The following is a 26537-nucleotide window of genomic DNA, read 5'->3' on the forward strand; positions in this document are numbered from 1 at the left end:
AACAAGGAGTCATGCTACCACGGGCACATCAAGTAGAATATAGATCAGCAAACACTCGCTGTTTTTACGGATTGTTTCTGATGATGCAGGTATTCCAAAATACTAATGGATACCACATACATACTAACGATGACGAATGAAATGGCTTCGACTCTATGATCTGGGAACAAATACCATACGGTTACGACAGATAAGGTTCTACTAATGGCGTGAAAATAGCCAAGCCAATGTTGAACAATCCACGAGAAGGGTATCCACATTAGGCCCGATAGCACGCCGATACTGAGTGATAGGGTTTGATAATCTGCTTGTGCAGCGGGAATACTGATAGCAAAAACCAATAGAGCCATGATCACGCCACTAAAAAATAAGCCGTCGAATACATTCTTTTCTTTTTTTCGGCTGAACAGGCGTTCGCCGGTTAAGTAGGAAAGCGCCCCACCAATGTAAAATATCCCTCCCGTACCAATATATAACATCATTGTCTTAGTGTATTCGTCCACAAAGGGGGCAATTGAGCCCATTGCTGCCCATACAATCATGCCTGCTAAGGGCATCGCCAAAAATCTACGTTGCTTAAATGCTTCTCTTTGTTGCTCTAGAGTTTGCGTTGTCATACCGGAATCCACCTTTAAATATATTCACTCTAAGATGGAAATAGTGTGCCAGTAGACTGCATGAATGGTAATTGCCGAATGTCATGAATTGAACATGACATTTGTCATTTGTTGTTTGGTTCTGTGGATCTGGTGCTTTTGTCAGGCGCTATGAACGTTGTGAAACCCTTAGTGCACATAATATGTGCACTCTAGTTCAGGTTATTTAGCTCAATCAACGGCTACTTATAAAAACTAAGATCAGGCTCGCCAGTAAAGCAAGCTAATACATAAGGGTAATCATCGGTGATGTAGTAAGCATATACGCCATCTACGGTCATACCATTACAAGCGTCCAAGTCACCTGCGCCTTCAAGGTATTCGTAGTCGTCTCTGAACAGGCCATTGTAGTTTCCCCCAGGTTCACCTTCGCCGTTGGGTCGTGTGCCGGATTTTAAGCGATAGCTAGATTGTACTTTGCGGATCTGACCATTGTCTTCAATATAGGAGCCATAAATAGGAAAGCCATCAGCAGCAAAACCAATCACAGGGGAAACTTCGTTGCTATTATCAGCAAATAGAGCAAAAGGCGAGCCATGGTAATGATAGGTGCCGTCTGGTTGCGCATGGGCATTATGGCTGTCGACTCTAAATCCACTTTCAGGGTGCATTGGGTCGTATCGCCAAGGTGTACTCATATCATTGCAACCTATTTTACCGTCACCAACGCCAAAGCAACCCGCGGCTAACAAGTCGACTTTTACACCGTTCAATAATATCGCGTTGTCTATGCTTAAACTGAGTGCTGTCGGGGTAGTTGATTTTTGAGGTGAAATGGTGATTTCAAAGCGGTCATTTTGCTCAGATACATTATTGGGGAAGGCATTCCCGCCGTCATTAAAGTCGTGATTAGGAATGGCATTAGTCGTAAAAATACATTTGTTGTTATCAAGGGTTATTTCTAGATCTCCCATGAATACGGCATCTCTTCCGACATCGTTTACCGTTGAGGTATATTGGGCAATGTAGTCGGCACAATTTCCACTGCCATTGGTCAATATGGCGTTAGTGATATCTATTGCTTTGTTAAGCGTGTTACCGTTTATGCTACTAGCATACTCTCTAAGTTGTTCAATTTGCGCGCTATATTGCGCATTGTTGATAAGGTTGTCTTGCTCAGAAAAGTTTTCAGTCAGCGCATAAAACGCTTCACTGCCGTCATTCAACTGGATCAGCTTATGGGTACTGTTTCGCACGGCTATACCCGTTACAGAAGCAGACTCAAATTCTGTGAAAATCTGATTGGCTGTCGTCGATGTGTTGTCAGAGAGCAAATTATAAAAACTCAGACTGTCATGAATAGTACTTCGGTCTGCTCCCGCTGCTTGTGCAAGCGTGGCAAATAAATCAGTGGCAGTAACTAAGGCATCCTCGCGTTCATTTATCCTGTCTACACCAGCGCCAGATACGATTAATGGAACAGCAATACCACCTTGGTACAGACTGCCTTTGCCGTGATCACTGGCAAAACTGCTGGTATCGATAATGCGAGAGGGTGTGCCGTTGTCTCCGATATAAATAATTAAGGTATTTTCTCTCGCTTGTTCATCAAGCGTATCGAGCAGCCGCCCAATCTCGGTATCCATCGCTTCAATAGCGGCTAAGTAATAAGCGCGTCTATTGTCGTTTATATCCGTGCTGTCTCCGCTGAGAGTTCGCTCATGCAAGTCACTCGGTGGTAAATGAAAAGGGGAATGAGGGGCGGAATAGGCAAGCCATGCGAACCATGGTGAGTTTTGTTCGGCTATCCACTCTATCGCTAAGTCCGTAATTTTGCTGGTGTGATATTCGTCACTGGTTTGAGTCTCGCCGTTTACAGTTAATTCCCAGTTATAGTAGTCATCAATGTTGCCTAGGTTGCCAGCAAAGTGATGGATACCCATAGTAGCAGGGTGTTCAGCAAGCTCACTGTTGTTTCCACCTCCACCGAGATGCCATTTGCCAAAAACCGCCGAGCTGTAGTTTTCTGTATTCGGATTTTCAGCTAGATATGATTGGATACTTTGGTGTTCGTCAGAAAGCACAGCCGGTGTGTATGTGACGCCGCTATTAATCCCATATTTTCCAGTGATTATTGTGGCTCTTGTTGTTGTGCATGAAGGTGTTGCCCAAGCGTTATCAAACACAAGTCCGTTGTTAGCTAGTACATTCAAAGTGGGAGTATGTGGAAGATCGTCGCTAAAACTATACTGAGCTGAGGCGTCTAGCCCTTGATCGTCAGATATGATGAGTAGAATATTCGGTTGCTTATTTTCTGTCGGTGTTTCAGTATCGGGTGTATCGGGTGTTTCGACTGCTGGTGAGCCGGTGCTCGTGGGTGTGTTTTCGCCGCCGCCACTGCCACCACAAGCGACTATGCCTAGTGAGATAAAGGTTAAAAACGCAAAATACAATCTCTTCATAGCTTATCCTCTCTTGTACTACAGAGAGGATACTACGCTATTAAAAAGTTGATTTTTGCGGCTTTACGCTTTATTTACAAAGCCCTGACATTCAGGGCTGTCCCTTTACATATAGTAGTTGTTAGTGCTCGCTTGCCGCAGTTTGTGTTTGCCTGCCTAACGCTTTTTCTCTCGCTTCTTTTGAAGCAAACAGCAATGACATACGGCGGCAAAGCACGTAAAAAATAGGGGTAAATATAAGACCAAATATGAGTACACCCAACATGCCACTAAATACAGCTACCCCGAGTGATTGGCGCATTTCCGCACCCGCTCCCGTTGCCAACACAAGAGGTACAACACCAAGTATAAACGCAAAAGACGTCATAAGAATGGGTCGCAAACGTAACATGGCGGCTTCTGATGCTGCTTTGAAAATGTTCATACCTTCATCTTCTTTTTGCTTGGCAAATTCAACTATGAGTATGGCGTTTTTGCTTGCTAAGCCGACGAGCACAACTAAGCCAACTTGAGTGAGAATATTGTTATCTAAACCCGCAATCATGATCCCAGTAATCGCTGACAACAAGCACATGGGTACGATTAAGATAACGGACAAGGGAAGGGTCCAACTTTCATATTGCGCAACAAGCAGTAAGAACACAAACATAACAGCTAAACCAAAGGCAATAATACCGGTGTTTCCTGCTTCTTTTTGTTGATAGGCAAGTTCAGTCCATTCGTAATCGACACCCACAGGGAGGATTTGTTCGGCTAAACGCTCCATTGCGCCAAGGGCTTCACCGGAGCTATATCCCGGTGCAGCTTCTCCAATTAGGTCAGCAGATTGAAACAAATTGTAGCGTGGTACGCGTGTCGGGCCTGACTGATATTCAAAGGTCGCCACAGAGCTAAGTGGCACCATATCGCCATTTTTGTTTCTTACGCGTATGCGACCGATATCTTCTGGCGTCATTCGGTAGGGGGCATCAGCTTGCACTGTCACCCTAAATGTTCTACCCAAATAATTGAAGTCGTTCACAAATGCTGAGCCCAAATATATTTCTAAGGCACTAAATACATCCGATACGGAGACACCTAAACGCTCTACGCGTTCACGATCAATGTCAGCAAATAAGCTCGGTGTACTGGTTTCGAAAAAGCTGAAAACCTGCGTCGTTTCTGGCGCTTGATTGGCGGCCGCGGCTAATTGCCACATCGCGCCTTCGAGTGCTGGCAAACCTATCCCAGCTTTATCTTGAAGCATCATTTTAAAACCGCCCCCGTTGCCGATACCACGTACAGACGGTGGTTTGATGACAACAATAAAGGCTTCTTTTATTTGCGAAACGGCTCCCTGTAGTTGTTGGAACAAGGCTTCGTATTCGACGCCAGCGGCTTGCCTATCGGCAAAACTGTCTAATGGTGTGAACACGACACCTGCATTTGTTGCGTTAGTGAATGTGGCGCCTGAAAATCCGGTAAAACCGACCGCATTTTTGACACCTTCAATCGGTATGACGGCATCAATAATATCTTGCGTGACCTTATCTGTGCGCGTCAACGAAGCGCCAGGAGGTAGCTGAAACGCGACTATAAAGTAGCCTTGGTCTTGAGCGGGAATAAACCCAGTGGGGACTTTTACAAATTGATTAACAGTAAGCACCATCAAACCCAAATACACCACCACGGCTAGGCTGACCATCCGAACTAAACGACAAATTAGGCGCCCAAATCCAGCAGATGTAGCATCCATTACTTTGTTAAATCCGGCAAAGAAAATAGTAATAGGGTTGCGGCTTTTCTCGCTACTGTGTTTTCGAGCATGGCCTTTGAACAAAATAGCTGACATTGCGGGACTGAGTATCAAGGATACGGCTACCGAGATCATTGTCGCCACGGCTATCGTCACGCCAAATTGCTTGAAAAACTGTCCGGTAATGCCGCCCATAAATGCTGAGGGCAAAAATACGGCTACCAGTACTAGCCCCATTGCAACAAGGGCACCGCCGACTTCCGTCATTGTTTCTCTAGCGGCTTGTAGTGCTGACATGCCTTTCGACATCAAACGCTCCATGTTTTCGACAACTACAATCGCATCATCTACTACTATTCCAATAGCCAGTACCAAGCCAAAGAGGCTCAAGTTATTTAGTGAGAAACCTAGTGCACTCATTACCATGAATGTGCCGATGAGAGACACGGGGATCGCGACAATGGGAATGAGTGCAGCCCGCCAGTTTTGTAGGAATAAAATAATAACAAGTACCACTAAGGCAACGGCTTCGTATATTGTGACCTCAACCGCATCGATAGACTGACTGATAAACTCGGTTGGATTGTAAACGCTTGTCCATTCCAAGTCTTCAGGAAAGTCTTGAGCTAGTTTTTCCATTGTTTGTAGTATTTGGTCTGCGGTTTCAAGTGCATTTGAGCCTGGACGTTGGAACACAGGTAACGCTACCGCTTTGCTTTTACCCAAGTAACCTTGTGTGACGTATGACTCTGCGCCTAATTCTACCCGTCCGACATCACGGAGCCTTACGATGCGACCGCCCTCATTTTTAATAACGATATCCTCAAATTGCTCGGGTTCTGTGAGGCGTCCTTGGGTTTGTACATTAATTTCAAATGCGGTTTGCCCACTGGGTACAGGTGCTTGATTGAGCACACCACTGGCGACTTGGACATTTTGTCCTCTTAGTGCAGTGAGTACTTCTTGCGCGGTCATATCAAGCGAAGCAATAAGGTTGGGATCTAACCATATCCGCATCGAATATTGACTTGCACCAAACAACAGAACATCACCCACACCATCAATACGGGAGAGTTCGTCTTTTATCTGCAAGGTTGCGTAATTGGCGATGAAAGTCTGATCATAGGTGTCGTTTGGTGAAAATAAGTTAATGACCAACATCATGTCAGGCGAGTTTTTCTTAGTGGTGACGCCCAGTCTTCTTACGGCTTCAGGAAGACGAGGCTGGGCAACCGCGACGCGGTTTTGCACAAGTACTTGTGCGGTATCCAAGTCTGTGCCTAATTTGAAGGTGACAGTGACAGTCACTCTGCCATCGTTTGTCGATTGCGATGATATATACAACATATTTTCGACGCCATTTATTTCTTGCTCTAATGGCGTGGCGACGGTTTTAGCGGCGATCTCAGCATTGGCACCTGGGTAAACGGCTGTGACTTGCACGGTTGGTGGTGCAATTTCTGGGTATTGTTGCACGGGTAAGGTGAAATAGGCGATAGAGCCAATAATTAGAGTAATCAGCGATAAGACGGTAGCAAACTTGGGTCGATCGATAAAAAAGTGAGAAAAATTCATGCTTACCTCGCTACTCGTTATGCGGATACTGAGCAGCAATATCTACTTCGTTCGGTGTCACAATCATGCCAGGTCTGGCGCGTAACAAACCATTCACCACAATCACATCGTTAGGTGATAAACCTTGTACTATGCGAAGGTTTTTGTTGTAGAGCTTTCCGAGCGTGATGGGTTTGGGGTTGACGCGGTTGTCACCATCCAAAACCATGACATATTTTAAAGATTGATTGGTGCCAATGACATCGTCAGGAATCAATGTCGCTTCAACATCTGTTCGTGCTTGCACGCGTAGGCGTCCAAATAGCCCTGGAAGTAAATATCCTTCAGCATTGTCTAGTATCGCCCGCCCTTGAATGGTACCTGTGCTAGTGTCTACTCGATTGTCTACAAAGTCCATCACACCTTCGTGTACATAATCGTTTTCGTCTTGGAGTTTTACTGCTACCGGTGTGGGACTGGTGCGAGATGATTCGCGTTGTTTACTTTGATTTAACCTTACATAGCGCAAATATTCGCGTTGCCCTGCGTCAAAATAAAAATGAATAGGGTCAACAGAAACAATAGTCGTAAGTAAAGTCGCGTTACTAGCGGTACCGTTCACCAAGTTGCCGACGTTTACTAAATCACGACTTGCCAAACCACTGATTGGCGCTTTAATTTGTGTGAACTCTAAATCCAGTTTAGCTCTGTCTAGCTCAGCTTGTGCCAGTTCAAATCGGCTTACACGGTTATCTAATTCTTCTTGTGAGATCGAGTTTTTTTTGCGTAGGTCACGGCCTCGTTCTAGTTCCTTTTCGGCTAACTCAAAGCGTGAATCTGCAGCCTGCAAGGCAATTTCAAAAGGCCGCTGGTCAATGATAAACAGGACATCACCTTTGTTTACAAGCTGGCCGTCTTTGAAATTTACTTTATCTAAGTAACCACTTACTCTTGCTCTGACTTCGACTTCTTCAACCGCACCAAATCTACCTGTATACTCATCCCACTCGGTAATCACACGCGTAATAGGTTTGCTTACATCAACGGGCGGTGCAGGAGGAGCTTGAGGCGTGCTAGTCTCTTGTTTGTCACATCCTACTAAGGAAAATAAAAAAACACTGACAACAGATAGTCGAACGATTTGACGCATAAGCACGTGAGTACTCCTTTTTAGCAATTGAGTGAGGTAGATGGGAACAAAGTAAGATGCAGAGGATATGTAACATCAGCGGCAAGATTGTATTCGCTGTGTTCTATTGCCCTACAGTAGAAATATGTGTGTGCCCTATATATCTTTATATAGTAACTTACGAATTTTAATCAAGTGTGGATTTGGTGTTTTGCTGTTTTTCTTTCTCAATTAAAGACTGCATGTATTTGTCAAACGCCTTGCCATCAAAGGGCACAACGACGATTTTACTGCAATGTTTATCGTTGCCTCTGTCTTGGCCTTTGCCTACATCAATAACTGAAAACAGGAAGTGGCTGACAGTACCGTTTTCGAGATAAGCGGTGGGGCGTTGAATAACTCGCCATTTCACCACTGTGCCATCATCGTATTTAAATATGTCTTGATCTTTAGTAAAGGCGATACCTCGGTTTTTCCAGCCATCGATACCATTTTCTGAAGTAAGGTGATAAGAGCGATTGGTTGGGTGGTGATTAACCACCATGTGGTACATCCCGCCAGAATACCAGAGCGTTGGATCTTCAACAAAATGTTGCGGAAAGCCTTCAATCTCTGCATAAGCGCGAGTACCAGCAATAGTGTAAGGCCCAAGGACACCTGATTCACTGATCAAGGGTGCCGTCGAACGAGGCGTGATCATGTAGCGGCCATCGTGCCTAATTCTAATCATCACGTTGGACATAAAACCATTCCAAGGGTAACGCGCTAGACCTGTTGCTGCTTCAGTGTCGTTTAACTTGGTCGCTGCAGTTTGGATTTCACCTAAGTAGTCCCAAGGTCCGTCCGGTTTGTCAGAAACAAATACGTTTCCCGGCGTTATTTCAGAACTGACAATGGCATAGCGACCATCTTTTAAGCGCAGTCCAATAACATTGTGGCCTTTGCCATCTTGCCAATACGGCCAAGCCAAGCCGGTGTCTTTGTATGGTCCGATTGCTTTGTCGGATACTGCATGGATAGCTTTAGAGCCTACTTTCCATCCTTTTCCATGCGGATAGGATTGATCCCATCGGCTAGCGTACATGTGGTACTTACCATCATCGGCTTTGACTATTTGCCCGTCCCAATAACAATAATCTGGCGCGCTTGACTCTAGGCCATTGGCAGGATCTCGCATCTGTACTGCATCACTTCCCCATAAGCGTCCAGGCTGATTCTTGCTTTGTCGGGGGATGGGTAAGAAAAAATCAATCAACTGTTTGTCAGACGGAAAGGCGACAGGCGCTACCGGCAAGAGCTTTGCTGCCGCCATATTTGCTTTGCGGGTGGCGATTTGTTCGGGGGTTCTTATCAAATCACCATGCTCGTTCAATTGATACCTTTGTTTCGTATCGGTTTGCTCTGCAAAAGAGGTAAAGCATATGCTGCACAAAGACAGCAAAACCAAATAGTTAAGCCTAAATGAAGGAGTGTGAGATGTTGTGTTTTTTTGCATATTAGGCCTAAAAGGGAAAATCGTCACAAAGTACTGCTACTTTACGAAGTTGTATTAACGAATTATTAACAACAAATTATCGCTTTGTAATTACGAATTTTTCTTGTGTGTTTACGATTCGTTTTGAGTCTATAGCTGCGGCTCCATCAGGCTTGCTGGTTTGCGGACATCCCGAAGACGACTCATTGGATAGAATGCGAGAGCATATACGCTTGGCCTTTGCAAAATCTGCACTGAAATCCAGCATAGAAGCTCGCTATGCCTTGAGTACAGCGCACATCACTACATTTCGATTTACTTCTGCTGCACTTGATTTTTCCCCTTTGTTGGAGCAAATGGATATCTTGAGCCAAGTGAGTTTTGGCGAAGATACCTTTGACAGCGTGGAGCTTGTTTTAAATGACTGGTACCAAAAAGCCTCTAAATCAAAAATATTGGCAAAATTGCCCCTACAACAAAGATGAAGTCATTCAGGTATTAAAGTATAAATAATAACTAGTAATTGCATGATATTTATATTATTTTTCTAATGTCTGCAAGTTTTGGGCGGTATTGTGTTTGAGTATAAAACAGACATTCTTGATGAAATACAAAAATGTGCGAAGACACTGACTACACCATTGTAGATGAATATCCAAAATCATAATAAAAACCAATAAGATAATTCTCATGAAAAATATAATAAATAAAACAGTTAGAACTGCAGTAGGGATAGTGCTGTGCGCAAGTGCAATCACAGGCACACATGCTAGTTTGCTTATCAGTGATTCAAGTATTCAGCAACCAACAATATTGGCGGGAGGGAATTCTGGTGACCAAGCTCCTCCAGTAGCGCCTGGTGATTTTACGGGGGTTGTCAGCATTAATATCCGTTACGATAGTGATGGGGATGGTCAACGGGAAGGCTTTATTTGTACAGGCTCTGCGATTGGAAAGCGGCAAATTGTGACAGCGGCACATTGTGTTGATCCAAGTGGTAATGGCGTTGTTATCGACCTCAATGATCCCCTGAATGATGTCAGGGTGCTGTTTACTGATGGCGGTGACTGGCTAACTGGTGATATCAATGACAGTTTAATCAATGCCTCTAGTGTCACCATACACCCCGATTATGAAGGATTTGGAATTTGTGGAGCAAATGACAATTCAGGCTTTGGAACTCAATGCCTCAACGACGACGTTGCAGTTATTGAGTTATCCGCAGATATTCCTGAAGAAGCAGAGATTTATGACTTTTATCGAGGTGCTGAGCCATTAGGGGATGACAGCATACTTCGATTAGATGATGGTGGTACATTTTTTACCATGGTCGGTCATGGAACTGGTGGTAACGGTATAGATGGCACTGCTGTTCCTCCAAACTTCTTTGTAAAGCGTTTCGGGTTTAATATTCCTGAGATATTCGATTGTGATGATGGCACAACTCCTGAGCGTGCTGCGTTTGCTGCGCCAGAAGGATGCTCTTTTTTCTACGGAAACGAAGCTGAAGTATGGCGTGCTGATTTTGACGGGGTTGATGAAACTGGCATATTGCAAGACAATTTCTGTGATTCATTTGGTCTTGGGTGTGGCAGGTTTTTTGGTCAAGATTTTACGCAACTGTTTGAAGGTGCTATCGGGGGTGGTGATTCAGGTGGTCCATCGTTCGTATTTGATTTGCTGGCCGACCGTTGGGTACTGATTGCTAACAACACTTTCGGCCCGATAACAGATTCGTCATTTGGATCTACTTTTGGGGGTAACCTTTACAGATCTTACCTACCTTGGATTGACAGTTTTATAGCACCTGTGTCAGCGCCAGCTAGTGCCATGTTTTTACTCAGTGGTTTGTGGTTATTTCGAAGGAAGTCTATTTAGCACGTGTTGTCGTTGCCTACTTAAGACATTCTTTTAGACAATAATATTTAATGATTAGCTGTCATAAAGGCGCCCGATAGGCGCCTTTATTTTTATGTGTCAACTACACTTTAAAATGTTTTGATACGGGTAGATCGCGAATTCTTTTGTTGCTGGCTTTGAATATGGCGTTCGCCAGAGAAGCCGCTACTGGTGGTACTCCCGGTTCTCCCACTCCTCCAGCGGGCGCGGTTGAGGGTACTATATAGGTTTTGATAACTGGGCACTGATTTATTCGCAACATGGGATGATTGTGGAAGTTGGATTGCTGTACTGCGCCATCTTTCACACTGATATCACCCATAAGCGCGAGCGACAGACCGAAAATCATCGAGCCTTCCATTTGCGCGTGCACTCTGTCGGGGTTCACGACTGTACCTGCATCTATTGCCGTATGCATTTCCAGTACCTTAACTTGACCATCCTTTACGGACACTTTGGTGGCTACTGCGACATAACTGACAAAACTGCGGTGCACACTGATCCCCCACCCTTGACCTGCCGGAAGTGAGTCGTTTGCACCAGCTTTCTCAACCACTAAATCAAGTACTGCTTTGATTCTTTTTGTATCAATCGGGTACTCCTCTAAAGCGCTGCCATAGTTACCGTACTTGTAGCCTTGTTCGGCGGTGTCGATGAGTCTGTCTTTGCCAAGCAATTGATGCCACATTTTATGAGTAGGTGTACTTGTCGCATGCGCGAGTTCGTCAACAAAGGAGCCTAATGCAAAACCATGTTGAATATTACTCACGGAACGAACCCAACCAATACGCACATGCGCCGTGGCTTTGTGGGTTTCACAGCTTAAATGTGGTATGTCGAGCGGCATGTCGGCAAAACCCAAGTCGGTCTCAAAACCAGCCGGCGCATCGACCTTGTGGTCAAAAGTCCAACCGATACTTGGGAAAGCCGTGCGTTGCGTCCACGCCATCACCGAACCGTCCTTGTCGAGGCCGGCTTCAAAGTGTTGCGCACTGATAGCATGGTAATAGCCATTTTGGATGTCGTCTTCTCTGCTCCATACTACTTTGACAGGCTTACCCGATTCTTTCGCCAATAAGGCGGCTTCGACAGAAAAGTCAGGTTTTGATTTTCTCCCAAAAGCGCCCCCAAGCAGGGTCACGTTTACTTTAACCTTGTCAGGTTCAATGCCTAGTGCGTTCGCCACATTGGCTTGCGTACTTTGTGGTGTTTGTGTACATGCCCAGATTTCACACTGACCTTCTGAGACCACCGCAGTTGCCGCTGGAGGTTCCATCGGCGCATGCACCAAATAGGGCATAGTGTAATCTGCCTTTATGGTTGTAGATGCATCAGCAAGCTTCGCATAAGCATCGCCGGTTTGACGAATAACGTTACCCTTGTTTTGATTTTTATCTACTAAAGATTTGAGGTACTTAACCGAGTTGTGAGACTGGTTGTCTCCCAGCTCCCATTCAATATTTAGCTGTTTTCTGCCTTGCAATGCTGACCAAGTGTTGTCAGCTAATACGGCTACCCCATTTAGGGGATGAAACACCACCGGCAGAGGCTGCTCAGGCATTGTCACCACCTGTTTGACGCCGGGAGTGTTCAAGGCCGCAGTTTTGTTAAATTGCTTAACTTTTGCACCTACCACAGGTGAACGCTCTATGCTGGCGTACAACATACCATCGAGTTTGATATCTTGACCAAAAACAGTACTACCTGCTAGTACATCCGGCAGATCGACATTGGGGACTGATTTACCGATAAGTGTAAAATCTTTGCGAGATTTGAATACGAGAGTGTCTTTAGCTGGTGGCGTGACTTTAGCCGCGAGCTCGGCTAGTTCTCCAAAACTTAGTTTTTTATCTTGTCCTTTTAAATATACGTAGTTTTCTTTTGTATAGACTTGCTTGGTGTCGACAGTCCATACGTCTGCTGCGGCCTGTTCGAGCATCATACGCGCCGTCGCACCCATTTCTCGCATGGTGGTGAAAAAGTTTCGAATAGATCGAGAGCCATCGGTGTTTTGGCTGCCATATGCTTTGTTGGCTAAACCCTGTACAACCTTAACTTGCTTCCAGTCGGCTCCCAATTCGTCGGCCACTATTTGCGGAATACCGGTTCGGATGCCTTGTCCCATCTCGCTGCGATGACAAATGATATGGACGGTATTGTCCGGACTTATACTGACAAATAGATTAAGCTCATGTTCCGTAGTGGCAGGGTTTGCACCCGCCATAATACGAGCGGAAACCGGCACCGCTGCACCTAAAATTAAACCCGCAGTAGTTATACCTGAATACTTAAGAAATGCGCGTCTGGATACTTTTACTGTTGCTTGACTCATGCCTTTTCTCCCACATTTTTTACGAGTGACCAATCTGGTTCTGATGTAGCCGAATCAGACTGATGTGAGTACTGTTTTGCGGCGGTTTTTATGGCAGCTTTAATTCTTGGGTATGTGCCGCATCGACAAATATTGCCTTGCATGGCTACGTCAATATCTTCGTCAGTAGGATTTGTGTTGTTAGCCAGTAAGGCCGCTGCGCTCATCATCTGTCCTGATTGGCAATAGCCGCATTGAGGCACACCGTGTTCATACCACGCTTTTTGTATAGGGTGATCTGCGGCAGCAGATAGCCCTTCTATAGTGGTGATTTTTTTTCCGGCGATGGCTGACAATGGCATAACACATGAGCGAATGGGTTGCCCATCCATGTGGACGGTACAGGCACCACATTGAGCTATGCCGCAGCCAAATTTGGTGCCGGTCATGTTCAATAAGTCTCTGAGTGCCCACAACAATGGCATATCACCTTGGGCGTCTATTTCTACTGGTTTATTGTTTAACTCAAACTTAATCATCTACTGTCGTCTCCTGTGTACACCGACGGTGCCAGTTTGCTAAGTCATCTTGACTATCGATATCAAAAGCTCCATTCGGCATGCTTAGCCCTATTACTGGATATTGATTGCTATTTATTAGGTGTTTTGCCCCTGTGTCGCCTGATAATTCACTGAGTTGTTCTATGCATTTTTCAGGAAATAGAGCAGGCACACCCAGTGTTCCCTTGTATCTAGCAGAAATAATATGTTCTGGGTGCTGCATTGACAAATTTATCAACCCAGACAAGTCGTCTTGCGTGATAGCAATTTGATCGCCTAAACCAATTAATACATGGCCAGGGGGTTTTGGCAAATTATTAATCGCAAACGAGAGGCTCGTTCCCATGCCTTCTTCCCATGACGGGCAGTACAAGGCTCTGGCTTGTGGGGGTAATTGGTGTGTTATCTCGTCACTATTGCAACCGGTTACCACGGTGAGTGTTTGCGGTTGAATCGCCAGATAAGCATCGATACAGTGGTTTATGAGGCTTTTATTGCCAATACTTGCTAGCTGTTTAGGGCTACCGAATCGACTGGCTCGTCCGGCTGCAAGTATAATGACGTGCAATTTCATTGTTGATAGAAACTGATGTCTTTTCCATCAGCCCCTTCGAGTACTTTATGGATTTGGCTAATGATAGACAGTGCGATAGACTCAGGCAACTCCCCTCCAAGCCTTATTCCAGCTGGGTTTGCCAAGGGTAGAGACAAATCTTTAGTTGTCATGTCAACTTGTTGTAGCACGCGATCAGTCCTATGTTGTGGGCCTAATAAGCCGACATATTTTGCTGAGCTTGTTTGCGCAAGTTTTAGCGCTTGTGCATCGAGCTTTAAACTGTGATGCATTATTATAATTGCATCAACATTGCTTAGGATCAGTTTGTAGTGCTCTGATGAGTATGTGTCGTGCATTCGACTACTGACGGTCTTAAAACCATGTTCTCGACCATAATGCTGACGAGGATCACTAAGCGTGATACGCCAACCAAGTATGTTTGCAAATGAAATTAATGGGATGACATCTAAACCCGCCCCCATAACTAATAAATGTGGAGGGGGGCTGATAATATGATCGATATAGCGCGGTGATGCTGTTTTAGCGATGTCATGCACTTTATCGTTTGTCTGTTCGACAATTTTATTCGCGGGAATTTGGCTGTCTAAGTGTTGTCGATAAATACAGGTTTTTTGTTGTGAAATAAGCTTGAGCAATTCCGGAAGCATTAAGTAGTCATTGGCGAGTGACACCGGTTGAAGAAGTATTTTTACCATGCCACCACAACCAATCCCAAGCTTCCATGCCAAGTCTTCTTCCTCGCGCATGTCATATTCGACAATGCGGTTTTCACCGGTATCCCAACACCGTCGTGATTGACGCATGATATCTGATTCTAAGCAGCCGCCACTTAGCATGCCAATATAACGGCCTAGGCTATTGATCATCATCATCGCACCGCTCTTTCTATATGATGATCCTTCTGTTTGGATGATGGTTGCCAGCACCCAATGTAGATCGTCCTTATTTTGTTGCCACTCTAACAAGAGCTTTTCGAGTCTATTCGACATGAATTGTTTACTTCACCCTGAGCCAAGGCACTAAGCTTATCGCTTAGGCTTAGCAAGAGTCAATTGCTCGAGGCGAGGCGACTGATGAGCTTACAGTGCTACGTAGCGGATCTTTTGGCCGGGGTTTAATGCCAAAGCGTCGATGGTTTCCTGAGGTAATGACACCTCACTAGCATTGTTTGCATCATTCGCTGATAGTGGCGATATGCATACCCTAAAGTTTTGAACATCACCTGTGCAGATAATGTAACTTTGTTCTGTCGCATTGTTTAACTCACCTGATAGTTTCGCTGTTTGGCTATTCTGCACGCTGGCTAAGTCATCGATATATGTATCTACACTAGGCGCTCCATCAAATATGTCGATTTGGCCATTCCAGCGAAACCCTTCTTTTTCTAGCATTGCTAAGGCTGCTTTACCCTGATCATTTGGGCGACCAATGACGGCTCTTGCTTCTTCTGTTAGCAAGTTCACATAGATGGGGTGTTTAGGCATGAGATCCGCGATAAATTGGTTGCCATTGAGAGCGCCATGCAGGTCGGCTTCGGTATAGTCCATATCAAAAAAGTGTCGCCCCAATGCTTCCCAAAATGGAGAACGTCCATTTTCATCAAAATAACCTCTCAGATCCGCCATGACCTGTTTAGGGAAGCGTTCGCGGAATTCAGCCATAAACAAATAACGGCTACGTGCCAACAACTTTCCGTTGCCATTTTTTCTATATTTATCAGCAAGGTATAGGGTGGCAACTTCAGAAAAACCCTCAAAATGATTGGTTAAGTGCAAGGTTTCGACTGAAATCTTCTTATTGGTTTGTCTATTGTGTTGCGTAATTTTGTTTAATTTGTAGGAGTAGAATTGATCGTCTTCTCCTAGCTTAGCGATGATGCCCGCTGTACCCACTAGCGTGTTGGTTGAAGTATCTTCCATGACTAACAAATAGGTTTGGTTGCCGGCTTCCTCGGTTTTGCATGCGACGCTTTGCAAAGAATGCTCAATCTTTTTTGCTAGTTTGCTCTCATCTGGTGGCAGTGTTGTCATACCGGGGTAGGCTGCGCGTGCTAAATCCATAAGGGCATCTAAGTCTTTTTGTTTAACAGGTCTTACAATAATCATATTAATTTGTCCTATACGGTTCGTAAGCAAAAGTCACGGGCTAGTTGTGAATGGCTCTGGGTCTTAAATGGATACCTGCAATCATGCATCGAATGGAGCCGCCGGCTAGTTCTAACGTTGACACATCAATAGGTAGTAGCGTGGCACTTTCTTCGATAGTCGATACTTGACTAGGCGTGAGTGTTTCGAAAGCTGTTTGCGACAATGCGAGTAAGCGCCCCTTTGTTCCATTGAGTTCGATACAGTTTCCAGCAAAGGCATTCACTTGTTGAGGTGAGAGGGCGACTATTTTGCGACCCGAAGCACTCAAGCGTTCAATCACGCTATCTCGCTGGTATCTGTCTACAATCATGTCAGGTGCCAAAACAGCAAACTCTGTCGCGATACCCATAAATACATTGGTGTGATAGATCGGTTTTCCTCGTTGATCGAGCGCTTCAAACATCACTGATTGGTAATTAAACTGATTGCAAAACATATCGACAAGGGCTTTATTGGCTCGCTTAGACTCAATAACAAAGACTGTTTGGGTGATATGGTCAATCACCATTGCACCAGTGCCTTCTAAAAACAAACCATCATTTTCGCAAGCCGAGTAGTCAACGATTTGGCATACGTGGTACTGCTGTTTGAGAAGGTCGATAATGTCTGTACGCCTTTCTTTTCGGCGATTTTCAGCATACATTGGATAAATGGCTACTTGCCCATTGTGATGTGTTGAAAACCAGTTGTTTGGAAACACGGAGTCGGGCGTTTCTGTAGTCGTGTCCTCAAACATATGAACCTGAATACCGTGAGCACGGAGTGCTTTTTCCGCTAAGGAGGATTCTCGGTAAGCGTCGACTGCCAAATTTTTGCGTTCACTTGCTTTGGGTAAACGTTGAAAGCTATTGTCTGCGGAAGTCTGTGTATTCGGGCTAAAACGATGCGGTCTAACCATAATGACAGAAGACGGTGCTTGAGCATTTAAGACTGACTCGCTCATACTGACTCTTACCTATTTGCCGTTAAAAAGAGGCGCATAGAATAAGAATTTTGTTATTTAGACGCTATGTGCAAGCTGCTTACAAAATTGTCAGTGACTGAGCAGAATGCGAAGCGTGAGTGACATTATGTCAATTTGGGTGACAATGATCGGCGTTGAATAAGTTTACACACTGCTTAGTAAAATACTCGTTTCGCTATTTAAGATGGCATCCGTTTCTCGCACATCCCGCAATACGCGATCAAAAGCTTGTAGATCGGTGGCGCTTAATTCGATTACCAAATCCCAATTTCCGTTTGTGGTATGTATTTTATCTAATTCGGGAATACGGCGAAGACGCTGTATGACTTGAGATGTTGATTTACCGGCGACTTCTACCAGCATGATTGCCCGAATAGTGTTTGGCGAAAGCTCTTCTTTCACTCTAATAGTGAAGCCCAACAAAGCGCCTGAATCAATTAGTTTATTGATCCTATTTTGTACAGTTGCACGCGAGACTTGAAGTACCTCTGCTAACACTGATACGGGGGCGCGAGCATCACGCTTGAGCAAAGCGATTAGTTCTCTATCGGTATTGTCGAGTATAGTGCGAGATGACGCATTACTTTTTTTCGGCATGTTTGATACAAAAACCGTACTTAGAAATTATTCGCAGCATAAACAGCATTGATAAACTATGCAACAAGTCATCTTCGTGAAAGTTTTTGCTGAGTTTTATTTGTCCTGCAAATAAAACTCAGCAATGATTGGCAAATGATCGGCTGTGGCATCTTGTTTTTCGGGTGAAAAATAATACTTAGTTTGCACCGAGTCTGGCACCCATTCCGAGGCCATGTTTTCGTTAAAAATCGCATAGTCAAGACGGCGACGTGGATCTATGGCTGTATGGGTGAATACCGAGGGCTCCAGCACATCAACAAAGCGATTTCCTTTTGTTTTGCCGTTGAGTAAGGCTTCTAATTCGGCGCTGTCAGGTAATGAGTTAAAATCACCGACTACCAAGATATTGCGTTGCGGGTCTTCCAAAAGAAAGCGCTCAAATTGAGTTTTTAAAAAGTGTATTTGCCCTAAACGCATACCAATGTTTCTTTCACCTCGTCCAGCTTTTAAATGCAGGGCAGTGAGTACAAATGAATAGTTTTCAGAGGGAAACACATCAATCGACCAAGCTCTTGTGTTAAGGTTTCTTTGGGTTTCTTTCTCGCCCTTAGCATTTAGATAGTTTAGGACAGGTGTATTGGCATTGCCGTAGCTATACATGACGCCCAATGGAAACTTGCTCATAATAACAACATTCATATACCATGAATGAGAGGGAGCATCGGCAAAAAATTGATATCCCATACCAGTGAGTTCATTATTGGCGATATCTCTCAGCAATTTGGCGCTTTCAAATTCTTGCAGAACGACAATGTCAGCGTTCTCTTCTTTTAATGCGATAGCTAGGTTTTCTCGTTTGCCTTGCATCGATGAAGACGGGTTATTTTCTCTATCGTTTTCAATATATGGATCGTCATATTCGTCCAGAAAATGTTCTACATTCCATGACAAAACCTTAAATGTATTTTGCTTTGGATAGATGTAATTTGCAGGTGTCACCAAAGACTGGCGATATATGGGTGTAGTGGCCGCATTGATGCTTTCAGCTGAAAGATCATCCTGTACATGTGCATTTTCGGTCTTTGCAGAGCAAGCGGCGAGCGCAAGCACACTGACGAGCGTTAATGCAAATGAAGACAAAAATCGATGCAAACTTGTTTGAGAGTGAAGTTTGGCAATCATTGTAATTCTCCCAAAAATAAGGTTTGCTTAGTGATGATTTCGCCTGATTGCTTTTTGCTAGTAAGGTGTATTTGTGTTGTCGCTTTGTCTTCAGACCAGTCAATTTCAACAACACCAAAATTAGTGCCTCTGTATACCGGCCCGACTCTAAAGCTGTTTGTCTCGTTAACCGCTCGTTCCCGATCAGTCATGCCACTTGAGGTGAAGTCCCATATACGATAAGGCACTGTATTTCCCAGTTGTCCATTGTCTTGCGAAATTTCGGTCAAGTGTCTGTCACCGCTTAAAAATAGTACGCCTTTGGCTTTCGTTTTTTCGATGAGTGAATACATTTTTTGTCTTTCTTGAGGAAATAAGCCCCAACTTTCCCAACCATGTTCATACGCAACCAACTGAATACTCGAAACTATTATACGAATATCAGCATGTTTGCGCAGTTCCTGCTCCAACCATTCCCATTGTGCTTGTCCCAAAATCGTGAGCCCTTTTTCTGTATGTGCTTGATATCGGACACCCGTTTTTGCAGAAGGACTAAGATCATCTCGATGATATCGGGTATCGAGCATGATTATTTGCACACGTTGGTCGGCTTGACCAAATATCTTGCTATGGTAGATCCCAGCCTGCTTGCGAATAGGATGATCTTTAGGGAACTTGAAAAAATCCAAAAATGCCTGCTGGCTAGCTTCTTTTAGAGGATAATTTTTACCTGCGTCATTTGCGCCATAGTCATGGTCATCCCATGTTGCCATGATAGGTGTTGTTTTCACCAATTGTTGATAACCAGGTTGTTTGCCCAACATCTCATACGCTTCGACGAGTCTAGCTATATCAGTAACGGGCGCCATTACTAATTCGCCATTTTTGTTTTGCATATCTGAATATTGGTTGTCACCAATGAATAAAAATAAGTCAGGGGTTTCCTGCGTAATCGCTTGCCAAACAGGCTGCTCCATCCTTTCTTTTGCGCAAGAACCAAACACTATCTTTTGTAAGTTTTCAGCTGCCCATATTGGTTTATTTAAAAAAAATGCGAGAAAAACTATGATTGTTGCTCTTAGCATAACTATCTTCTTATTTGCGGTTAACATCGTTTAACATACACCAAAATTGTGACAAAGTTCTTACAAAAGGTCAGGAAAGTACAAATTATTTATTGTACTAGAACCGGCTAAATAAGCTCATGTTGAAACCTAACGGAGACAACACGGTAAAATAAAGCGATCAAATAATAAACAAAAATGTCATGAAAGCGTCATTGAGTCTTCATTTTAATCCAATAATCTCCCGCACTTTCGTTGCGGCTGTACAAGACGAAAATTATTATCATATATAAATAAATGTATTTATATATGCAAATTAAATGGGAGAAATTGCCAAAAATAAAACTTTAGTGGTAAGGAAATCTATCTGTTCGCTCATAGATGAGGCGGTAATACTTTTATTTTTGTTTGCAATGACCTGTTAGCCTCTATTAAAAACTATTTGGTGAGTAAAATGAAGATAAAAAAGTGGCAAACTCGCTTCACGTTGACGAATGGTCTAAACACGACATTTTTGGGGCTTTCATGTGCGGTACTGAGTTCGCTTATGGTAGTACCCAGTGTATCGGCGCAGCAGACTTTTGCTAGGATTGGCGGCTCGGCCGAAATGTCAAATGGTCAACCGGCGGTTGGCGTGAACGTTGAAGTTATTCATACGCAGTCAGGCACAAAATCTAGTGGATTGACTAATGACGCAGGAAGGTTTCGTTTAACCGGTTTGAGAGTCGGTGGTCCGTACACAGTAAGATTTAGTGGTGCAGAGATTGCTAACCATGAAGTCACAGGGATTTATATTACGCCTAGTGATCCAGCAAATGTGAATGTAGTTCTTTCAAATATTGAAAAAATCAGTGTGACGGGTGAGCGTTTGGCGTCACAGCGCTTCGGTTCGACAGCCACATTTGGCTCAGATACTATTGCCAGAACCTTGAGTGTTGAACGTAAACTACAAGATGTCATTCGCTTAGATCCCAAAGCTTTTGTTGACTTGGGACAGCCCGACGGGGATCAAGGCGCGTCAATTTTAGGCTTCAATACGCGCTTCAATAATATAGTGGTTGATGGCTTGAGTCAGGTTGACAGTTTTGGTGACAACTTTACTAGTTTGTCGACTAGACGTTCACCTATTTCGCTTGACGCCATCGAAAGTATTTCGGTTGAGTCCGCGCCCTTTGATGTGCAAAACAGCGGCTTCCAGGGCGGACAAATAAATATATCCACCAAATCTGGGATCAACGAGTTTAGAGGCAGCGCATTCTACAAACGGTCTGGAGGCGGTTTGTCAGGTGACCGTACAGAGGACGTCCTTCGTGCTGATGGCTCAGTTAACTTTACGCAAGAAATAGACAGGCGTGCGCCCGAGGACACTTTTGGTATCAACTTTAGTGGCCCACTTGTTCAAGATAAACTGTTTTTCTTTGCCTCTTACGAAGAATTTACAGAGTCAGAAGACTTAGGCTCATGCCCAGCGGGGATCGCTTGTGAAAACCCTAATGAAGACATTACGCTCGATATTTACAATCAAATAAGAGATATCTCCATCAATCGATATGGATTTGATCCCGGTAACTTTGAAGACATTCGCGATCTAGAGGATGGTGAAATCAAGTACTTTGTTAAATTGGATTGGAATATCAATGATGACCACCGAGCATCCTTGAGTTGGACCCGCGTTACCTCTGAAAATATCACCTCAACTAATCCACCGGGGTTGGACAGTCCGTCAAGCTTTGTTGAACGAGAAGCAGATATTCCTATTTCTTTGTCAGGTGAAGTTTTTTCATATTGGTCTGACAAACTCTCTACACAGCTGCGAATCAGTTACCGCGAAGAAGCAAGGGGCTTAACGCCGTTGTTTGCAGGTGCAGGGGATGTAGGGCAAATCACTATCAACAATATTGGCGAAGGTGGTGCAGATTTATCCTTAGGTCTTGATGATTTTGATCAAAATGTACGCTATGAGTCAAAGCGCTTTCAAATGAAAATCAGGGGCGAGTACGAGTTAGATAGGCATACTATTTCTTTTGGCTATGAGTATGACAACCGCGATATTTTTGACTTGAATGTACCCTCTGGTAATGGTGTATTTCAGTTTAGTGGCATCGACGATGATCCTGATACACCCGAAGATGATAGCATCTCTGTGATCGATCTTTTTGCCAATGGCTTAGTTGAAAGTATTGATGTGCAAGGGGCGGTGAGCGGGAATCCATTAGATGCCGCGGCAGATTTCTCACTGGAGCAGCACAGTGTGTATTTGCAGAATGAATGGGATATTCGAGATGACTTATCTCTCTTGATTGGCCTGCGGTATGAAACGTTTGTCAGCGACGACAAACCAGATTTAAATCCGTTTTTTCAGGCTCGTTACGGCTTTACCAATCAATCGACACTTGATGGTCTCGACGTTCTTTTGCCGCGGTTTGGCTTTAATTATGAGGTATCTGAAAACACGACCATTCGTGGCGGGGCAGGCATGTTTGCAGGTGGTACACCATTGGCTTGGGTCTCAGAAAGTTATACGCGCACTGGAATCTCGCTTTTCAGTTCTGGCTTGGATGGCGACGCGCTCGCTGAACTTGGTGCCATAAACAACTTCACAACCTTACCTGATGAAATAATTCAGGGCTTGGGCGAAGAACAGTCACGCTTAAGAGAAGGATTGGACAGCAGTGTATCCTTGCTAGATCCAAACTTTGAAATTCCAAAAAATATGCGTTATCAGCTTGCGCTTGATCAGTATTTTAGTGTGCCGGGTCTGGGCGATGGGTGGCGTGCTACAGTAGAAGTCATACACTCTGATATTGTCGATGCGCTTCAGTTCCAAGACTTGCGATTGCAACAAATTGGCACATTGCCGGGAACCAACATACCTCGGTATGGCGTCGAAGAAACACCAAGTGATACTCGCCAAACCAGACCGACAAATCGTTCAGATGGCCGATTTGCGCCGCAAGATATTCAAGTAACCAATACCTCTGTTGGGCGATCGACGGCCGCGTCTATCGACATTGCAAAACGTTGGAACTGGGGTCAGTACGGCGAGTTTGGTATGACCGTTGGCTATGCATATATTGATTCTATTGATGTGTCTCCCGCCAACGATACGGATGACTTAGATGATGTATTTGAAACAGGCGCATATGACGATATTTTAAACCCGACTCCCGCGTTTTCTATTCAGGCGATCCCGCACAATTTTGTGCATTCATTTAATTGGGATAAAACCTTTGCAAATGACCTCAAGCTTCGCATTAGTGCCGTGGGTAACTATCGTTCTGGGCGCGCTACGAGTTTTGTCTATGACGATGTCAATCGTTCAACGTTTGGCTATCAGACTATACAACCCGGTTTATCAGATAGAGCGCAAGGACGCTTGATTCCCTATTTACCAACAGGGCCGAATGATCCCTTAGTCCGCTTTGAAAATGACACTAGCTATGAAGAGCTTGCCGAAATCATTAGCGCATTTGGCTTGCAAAAGTACCAAGGTGGTTTATTACCGCGCAACTCGATACGATCAGAAGATAGTTATATTCTGGATGTGAATTTTCAACTTGAAATTCCCACTCCATTAGAAGGTAAACTTATTATCGATGGAGGAGTGAGAAACTTCTTGAATTTGTTGAACGATGATTGGGGTGATATTCGCCGCTATTCAATCAGAGAAAACTTGTTTGACGCGCTTATCGATCCAGAAACCAATCAATATGTAATTACCGATATTGACGACGGCTCTACGCCTCTGGTTCAAGAAGAACGTTTGTCATCAGGTTCGGTCTGGCGTGCGAATGTAGGCATTCGATACATTTTTTAATCGTTAGTGGGGCTGTATTTAAGAGTCTGTGATGTCTGATACTGTGGGGGAGAGGGAAGTGCTGCAATGATAAAGCCTCAAAGGCATGGATGCCTTTTTGGAGCCCCCATGGATGGGTTCATGGCGTCTTTATCATTGCAGCACTTCCCTCTCCCCCACAGTATCAGACATCACAGACTCGCTACCACAATCCTTATCAATCTTTACTCTTGTTGCCAAAGGGTAACAGGCGTTTAAACCATGAAAATTGCATCAAAACAAACACCGTCATAACGATAACGAGTAATAGTGCAACGGGACGCTCAAACATCGGTAAAAAGCTACCTTCGCTGAGTAGCAATGCACGTCTAAGGCTTTCGTCAGCCATCCCACCCAGCACTAATCCAATAACCATGGGTGAAATCGGGACTTTCATTTCCCCAAGAATAAAAGCAATGATACCGATAGGGATCATTAGGTAGAGGCTGAATATATTTAAATTTAGCGCGTAAGCACCCAGAATACACAACACTGCAACAACGGGGATAAATAGCGCAGTCGGTAGCTGCAGTACTTTGAGTACTTGTTTGGCGAGTAACAGACCGTTTGCCCACATCGCAAAAGATGCGAGAACCATAATAGCAGTGACTTCGAGTAAAAAGTTAGGATGATCAATTTCGATACTTGGGCCAGGAGTGATACCGTGCAAAAGCAGTGCACCTAGTAACATTGCGGCGGGTGGGCTTCCAGGAATACCTAGTGTCAATAAGGGAATGAGTGCCCCCCCTACACAAGCATTGTTTGCGGTTTCGGAAGACACAATTGCTGTTTCAGAACCTTTGCCAAATTCTGCTTGTTGGGCTGGCGTACTGGTTTTCTTAGCAGTACTGTAAGACACCCAGCCAGCAATGTCTTCACCTACACCTGGCACAGCGCCCACACCAACGCCTATACTCGCAGAACGAAATATGTGCTTTATATTGCGCGTGATTGCCTTAAGTTCGGGCATGATACTGCCAACAAAGATAGGAGGCCGAGATTGGTTTCTGTCGGTTAAGGCTCGAATGACTTGCGGTATACCGAAGGCACCAATGAGTACTGGAACAATTTCTAAACCACTGTCGAGTTCCGGAATGTCAAAGGTATAGCGAGGGTAAAACTGCAGGGCGTCACGGCCTACGGTGGCGAGTAGTAACCCTAATAGACCCGCTATCCAACCTTTAATAACAAGATCGGGTGAAGTCAAACTTCCGCTGAGTACTATGCCCAGCAAGGCAAGCAAGAAAAACTCCCAAGAGGTAAATTGTAGTGCTAGGCTCGCAATAAGAGGTGATAGCGTGACGAGAAAAAGTAAGCCGATGATGGTACCAATAAACGACGCCGTGGTCGTGAGTCCTAGTGCTCTGCCCGCTTGTCCCTTTTGGGTAAGTGGATAGCCATCCATAGCAGTAGCTGCTGCCGCCGGAGTCCCAGGGATGTTGATCAAAATCGCTGGATAAGAGCCCCCGTAAATGGCGCCAACATATAAACCCAGCAAAGCAAGCAAAGCAGTGTCTGCGCCCAAGTTGTAGGTCAAAGCGGTTAGTAGAGCGACACCTAAAGTTGCAGTCAGTCCCGGCATAGCACCAAAAATGATGCCGAGAAAACTCGCTACGAACAATACAACAAGATTGCTTGGTGTACTCACTAAGCCAATGATTGCACTAAAAAAATGGGAAAACTGTTCAATCATTACTACCACGCCAATTTTTCATACACTAGCCAACTCAAAAAACTGCTGACACTGCCATATTCAACGGGCATGGGTACATACAGTAAAAAGCTAAACGCAATCACTAGTAACAATGGCACGATTAATCCTGCAATTAGGCTAAACACCAATAACTTACTACCTGTTTTTTTATAGTTAACACACTGCCAAACGACTAATACGAGCAAAGCTATTGCTGTGCTTGTATCGCAATACCGAATAAGTGTTTCATCGGTGTTGATATCAAATAGTGACAGATCTGTCTGCTCTGAAGTAACCAATTTGGTCACAATGAGGGCAAGAGTCAGCAATAAATTAATGCCACTGACGACTATTCGGCTTGAGTGTAATTTCAAGTAAAACGTACTCGTTAAGGTGAGGACAAATACGCAAGTGGCTAAGTAAAAGTCTGCTGAGGGAATAAGGATATAAACATAGGAAATTAGCAGGCAGATGATTAACCAACGATCGATGACCCCTGCTTCCAGTCTATTACCAAACCAAGTGGAGGGCTCAAAAAAGTGTTGATATCCGTGGTATTTTAGTGCGTTTGTTAATAAGGCGATACAGCATAAGAAAAGAGCAGTTAACAGAATCAATGGGAATAATGCGGGAGACACATACCATTGGTTTTCAACACCGCCATAACTGCCAGTCATAGGAAATGACAAGGTCAGTTTTACCAATATCAGTAAGACGACAAAGAGAACGACAACAAACTTAAAGTCGTATTGGCGCTGCTTAAATTGTTCAGGATCGCTTGTAGATTTATACTTCAT

Annotated in this window: 19 protein-coding genes; 3 read left to right on the forward strand and 16 right to left on the reverse strand. The window is 44.4% G+C overall.

Translation table 11 applies throughout. The features are described 5' to 3' along the window. Nucleotides 1-44 precede the first annotated feature (44 nt). From ACFOHL_RS13950 to ACFOHL_RS13970, 5 genes are all read right to left on the reverse strand, one after another. Entirely contained in the window at nucleotides 45-617 is a 573-nt protein-coding gene (locus ACFOHL_RS13950) for a DUF7010 family protein (protein WP_376920845.1), read from the reverse strand. 221 nt (nucleotides 618-838) lie between these two features. Next, the gene (locus tag ACFOHL_RS13955; protein WP_376920846.1) at nucleotides 839-3058 is read right to left on the reverse strand and encodes a YHYH protein; all 2220 of its coding nucleotides are present in this window, start codon (nucleotides 3056-3058) and stop codon (nucleotides 839-841) included. Between the two features lie 121 nt (nucleotides 3059-3179). Continuing rightward, nucleotides 3180-6368 (reverse strand): efflux RND transporter permease subunit, encoded by a 3189-nt coding sequence (locus ACFOHL_RS13960; protein ID WP_376920847.1) that lies wholly within the window; start codon nucleotides 6366-6368, stop codon nucleotides 3180-3182. 10 nt (nucleotides 6369-6378) lie between these two features. Continuing rightward, on the reverse strand, nucleotides 6379-7497 hold the full coding sequence (locus tag ACFOHL_RS13965; protein ID WP_376920848.1) for an efflux RND transporter periplasmic adaptor subunit: 1119 nt from the start codon (nucleotides 7495-7497) through the stop codon (nucleotides 6379-6381). Nucleotides 7498-7663: 166 nt separating this feature from the next. After that, nucleotides 7664-8971 carry a glycoside hydrolase family protein gene (locus tag ACFOHL_RS13970; RefSeq protein WP_376920849.1) on the reverse strand — a complete coding sequence of 436 codons (1308 nt, stop codon included), beginning with the start codon at nucleotides 8969-8971 and terminating at the stop codon, nucleotides 7664-7666. Nucleotides 8972-9078: 107 nt separating this feature from the next. Here ACFOHL_RS13970 and ACFOHL_RS13975 point away from each other — a divergent pair, with 107 nt between their 5' ends. Continuing rightward, nucleotides 9079-9435, forward strand: a complete 357-nt coding sequence (locus ACFOHL_RS13975) for a hypothetical protein (RefSeq protein ID WP_376920850.1) — start codon at nucleotides 9079-9081, stop codon at nucleotides 9433-9435. Nucleotides 9436-9640: 205 nt separating this feature from the next. Further along, on the forward strand, nucleotides 9641-10828 hold the full coding sequence (locus tag ACFOHL_RS13980) for a trypsin-like serine protease (RefSeq protein ID WP_376920851.1): 1188 nt from the start codon (nucleotides 9641-9643) through the stop codon (nucleotides 10826-10828). Nucleotides 10829-10931: 103 nt separating this feature from the next. On the opposite strand, the gene ACFOHL_RS13985 is transcribed toward ACFOHL_RS13980, so the two are convergent. From ACFOHL_RS13985 to ACFOHL_RS14025, 9 genes are all read right to left on the reverse strand, one after another. Next, the gene (locus ACFOHL_RS13985) at nucleotides 10932-13181 is read right to left on the reverse strand and encodes a xanthine dehydrogenase family protein molybdopterin-binding subunit (protein WP_376920852.1); all 2250 of its coding nucleotides are present in this window, start codon (nucleotides 13179-13181) and stop codon (nucleotides 10932-10934) included. Then, entirely contained in the window at nucleotides 13178-13699 is a 522-nt protein-coding gene (locus ACFOHL_RS13990) for a (2Fe-2S)-binding protein (RefSeq protein WP_376920853.1), read from the reverse strand. The genes ACFOHL_RS13985 and ACFOHL_RS13990 overlap by 4 nt, the downstream gene beginning before the upstream one ends. Next, nucleotides 13692-14294: a nucleotidyltransferase family protein gene (locus ACFOHL_RS13995; RefSeq protein ID WP_376920854.1), complete on the reverse strand. Its 603-nt coding sequence runs from the start codon at nucleotides 14292-14294 to the stop codon at nucleotides 13692-13694. The genes ACFOHL_RS13990 and ACFOHL_RS13995 overlap by 8 nt, the downstream gene beginning before the upstream one ends. Then, nucleotides 14291-15286, reverse strand: coding sequence for an XdhC family protein (locus ACFOHL_RS14000; RefSeq protein ID WP_376920855.1), 996 nt, complete (start codon nucleotides 15284-15286; stop codon nucleotides 14291-14293). Before ACFOHL_RS14000 ends, ACFOHL_RS13995 begins: the two co-directional genes overlap by 4 nt. A 90-nt stretch (nucleotides 15287-15376) precedes the next feature. Then, nucleotides 15377-16402 carry an arginine N-succinyltransferase gene (locus tag ACFOHL_RS14005; protein WP_376920856.1) on the reverse strand — a complete coding sequence of 342 codons (1026 nt, stop codon included), beginning with the start codon at nucleotides 16400-16402 and terminating at the stop codon, nucleotides 15377-15379. A gap of 40 nt (nucleotides 16403-16442) precedes the next feature. Continuing rightward, nucleotides 16443-17387 carry a citrulline utilization hydrolase CtlX gene (gene ctlX / locus ACFOHL_RS14010; protein ID WP_376920857.1) on the reverse strand — a complete coding sequence of 315 codons (945 nt, stop codon included), beginning with the start codon at nucleotides 17385-17387 and terminating at the stop codon, nucleotides 16443-16445. 165 nt (nucleotides 17388-17552) lie between these two features. Then, complete coding sequence (locus ACFOHL_RS14015; RefSeq protein ID WP_376920858.1) at nucleotides 17553-18005, reverse strand: Lrp/AsnC family transcriptional regulator; 453 nt, start codon at nucleotides 18003-18005, stop codon at nucleotides 17553-17555. Nucleotides 18006-18101: 96 nt separating this feature from the next. Beyond that, a complete protein-coding gene (locus ACFOHL_RS14020) occupies nucleotides 18102-19169 on the reverse strand; it encodes an endonuclease/exonuclease/phosphatase family protein (protein ID WP_376920859.1) in 1068 nt (355 codons plus the stop codon). Continuing rightward, nucleotides 19166-20233: an alkaline phosphatase D family protein gene (locus ACFOHL_RS14025; protein WP_376920860.1), complete on the reverse strand. Its 1068-nt coding sequence runs from the start codon at nucleotides 20231-20233 to the stop codon at nucleotides 19166-19168. Before ACFOHL_RS14025 ends, ACFOHL_RS14020 begins: the two co-directional genes overlap by 4 nt. A 433-nt stretch (nucleotides 20234-20666) precedes the next feature. Between ACFOHL_RS14025 and ACFOHL_RS14030 the strand changes: the two genes are divergently transcribed. Beyond that, nucleotides 20667-24029 carry a TonB-dependent receptor gene (locus tag ACFOHL_RS14030; protein ID WP_376920861.1) on the forward strand — a complete coding sequence of 1121 codons (3363 nt, stop codon included), beginning with the start codon at nucleotides 20667-20669 and terminating at the stop codon, nucleotides 24027-24029. A gap of 196 nt (nucleotides 24030-24225) precedes the next feature. Here the strand turns inward: ACFOHL_RS14030 and ACFOHL_RS14035 are convergent, their stop codons facing one another. Together ACFOHL_RS14035 and ACFOHL_RS14040 are read right to left on the reverse strand one after the other, a co-directional pair. Next, on the reverse strand, nucleotides 24226-25740 hold the full coding sequence (locus ACFOHL_RS14035) for a tripartite tricarboxylate transporter permease (RefSeq protein ID WP_376920862.1): 1515 nt from the start codon (nucleotides 25738-25740) through the stop codon (nucleotides 24226-24228). A gap of 2 nt (nucleotides 25741-25742) precedes the next feature. Further along, a complete protein-coding gene (locus ACFOHL_RS14040) occupies nucleotides 25743-26537 on the reverse strand; it encodes a hypothetical protein (protein ID WP_376920863.1) in 795 nt (264 codons plus the stop codon).

Origin of the sequence: Agaribacter flavus (assembly GCF_042646125.1) — a bacterium.
In the GTDB taxonomy this organism is placed as follows: Bacteria; Pseudomonadota; Gammaproteobacteria; order Enterobacterales; family Alteromonadaceae; genus Glaciecola; species Glaciecola flavus.

Excerpts from the sequence above, each read along its gene's own strand:
- ACFOHL_RS13950 (WP_376920845.1), bottom strand. The coding sequence starts at position 617 with ATGACAACGCAAACTCTAGAGCAACAAAGAGAAGCATTTAAGCAACGT.
- ACFOHL_RS13955 (WP_376920846.1), bottom strand. The coding sequence starts at position 3,058 with ATGAAGAGATTGTATTTTGCGTTTTTAACCTTTATCTCACTAGGCATA.
- ACFOHL_RS13960 (WP_376920847.1), bottom strand. The coding sequence starts at position 6,368 with ATGAATTTTTCTCACTTTTTTATCGATCGACCCAAGTTTGCTACCGTC.
- ACFOHL_RS13965 (WP_376920848.1), bottom strand. The coding sequence starts at position 7,497 with ATGCGTCAAATCGTTCGACTATCTGTTGTCAGTGTTTTTTTATTTTCC.
- ACFOHL_RS13970 (WP_376920849.1), bottom strand. The coding sequence starts at position 8,971 with ATGCAAAAAAACACAACATCTCACACTCCTTCATTTAGGCTTAACTAT.
- ACFOHL_RS13980 (WP_376920851.1), top strand. The coding sequence starts at position 9,641 with ATGAAAAATATAATAAATAAAACAGTTAGAACTGCAGTAGGGATAGTG.
- ACFOHL_RS13985 (WP_376920852.1), bottom strand. The coding sequence starts at position 13,181 with ATGAGTCAAGCAACAGTAAAAGTATCCAGACGCGCATTTCTTAAGTAT.
- ACFOHL_RS13990 (WP_376920853.1), bottom strand. The coding sequence starts at position 13,699 with ATGATTAAGTTTGAGTTAAACAATAAACCAGTAGAAATAGACGCCCAA.
- ACFOHL_RS13995 (WP_376920854.1), bottom strand. The coding sequence starts at position 14,294 with ATGAAATTGCACGTCATTATACTTGCAGCCGGACGAGCCAGTCGATTC.
- ACFOHL_RS14000 (WP_376920855.1), bottom strand. The coding sequence starts at position 15,286 with ATGTCGAATAGACTCGAAAAGCTCTTGTTAGAGTGGCAACAAAATAAG.
- ACFOHL_RS14005 (WP_376920856.1), bottom strand. The coding sequence starts at position 16,402 with ATGATTATTGTAAGACCTGTTAAACAAAAAGACTTAGATGCCCTTATG.
- ctlX (WP_376920857.1), bottom strand. The coding sequence starts at position 17,387 with ATGAGCGAGTCAGTCTTAAATGCTCAAGCACCGTCTTCTGTCATTATG.
- ACFOHL_RS14015 (WP_376920858.1), bottom strand. The coding sequence starts at position 18,005 with ATGCCGAAAAAAAGTAATGCGTCATCTCGCACTATACTCGACAATACC.
- ACFOHL_RS14020 (WP_376920859.1), bottom strand. The coding sequence starts at position 19,169 with ATGATTGCCAAACTTCACTCTCAAACAAGTTTGCATCGATTTTTGTCT.
- ACFOHL_RS14025 (WP_376920860.1), bottom strand. The coding sequence starts at position 20,233 with ATGCTAAGAGCAACAATCATAGTTTTTCTCGCATTTTTTTTAAATAAA.
- ACFOHL_RS14030 (WP_376920861.1), top strand. The coding sequence starts at position 20,667 with ATGAAGATAAAAAAGTGGCAAACTCGCTTCACGTTGACGAATGGTCTA.
- ACFOHL_RS14035 (WP_376920862.1), bottom strand. The coding sequence starts at position 25,740 with ATGATTGAACAGTTTTCCCATTTTTTTAGTGCAATCATTGGCTTAGTG.
- ACFOHL_RS14040 (WP_376920863.1), bottom strand. The coding sequence starts at position 26,537 with ATGAAGTATAAATCTACAAGCGATCCTGAACAATTTAAGCAGCGCCAA.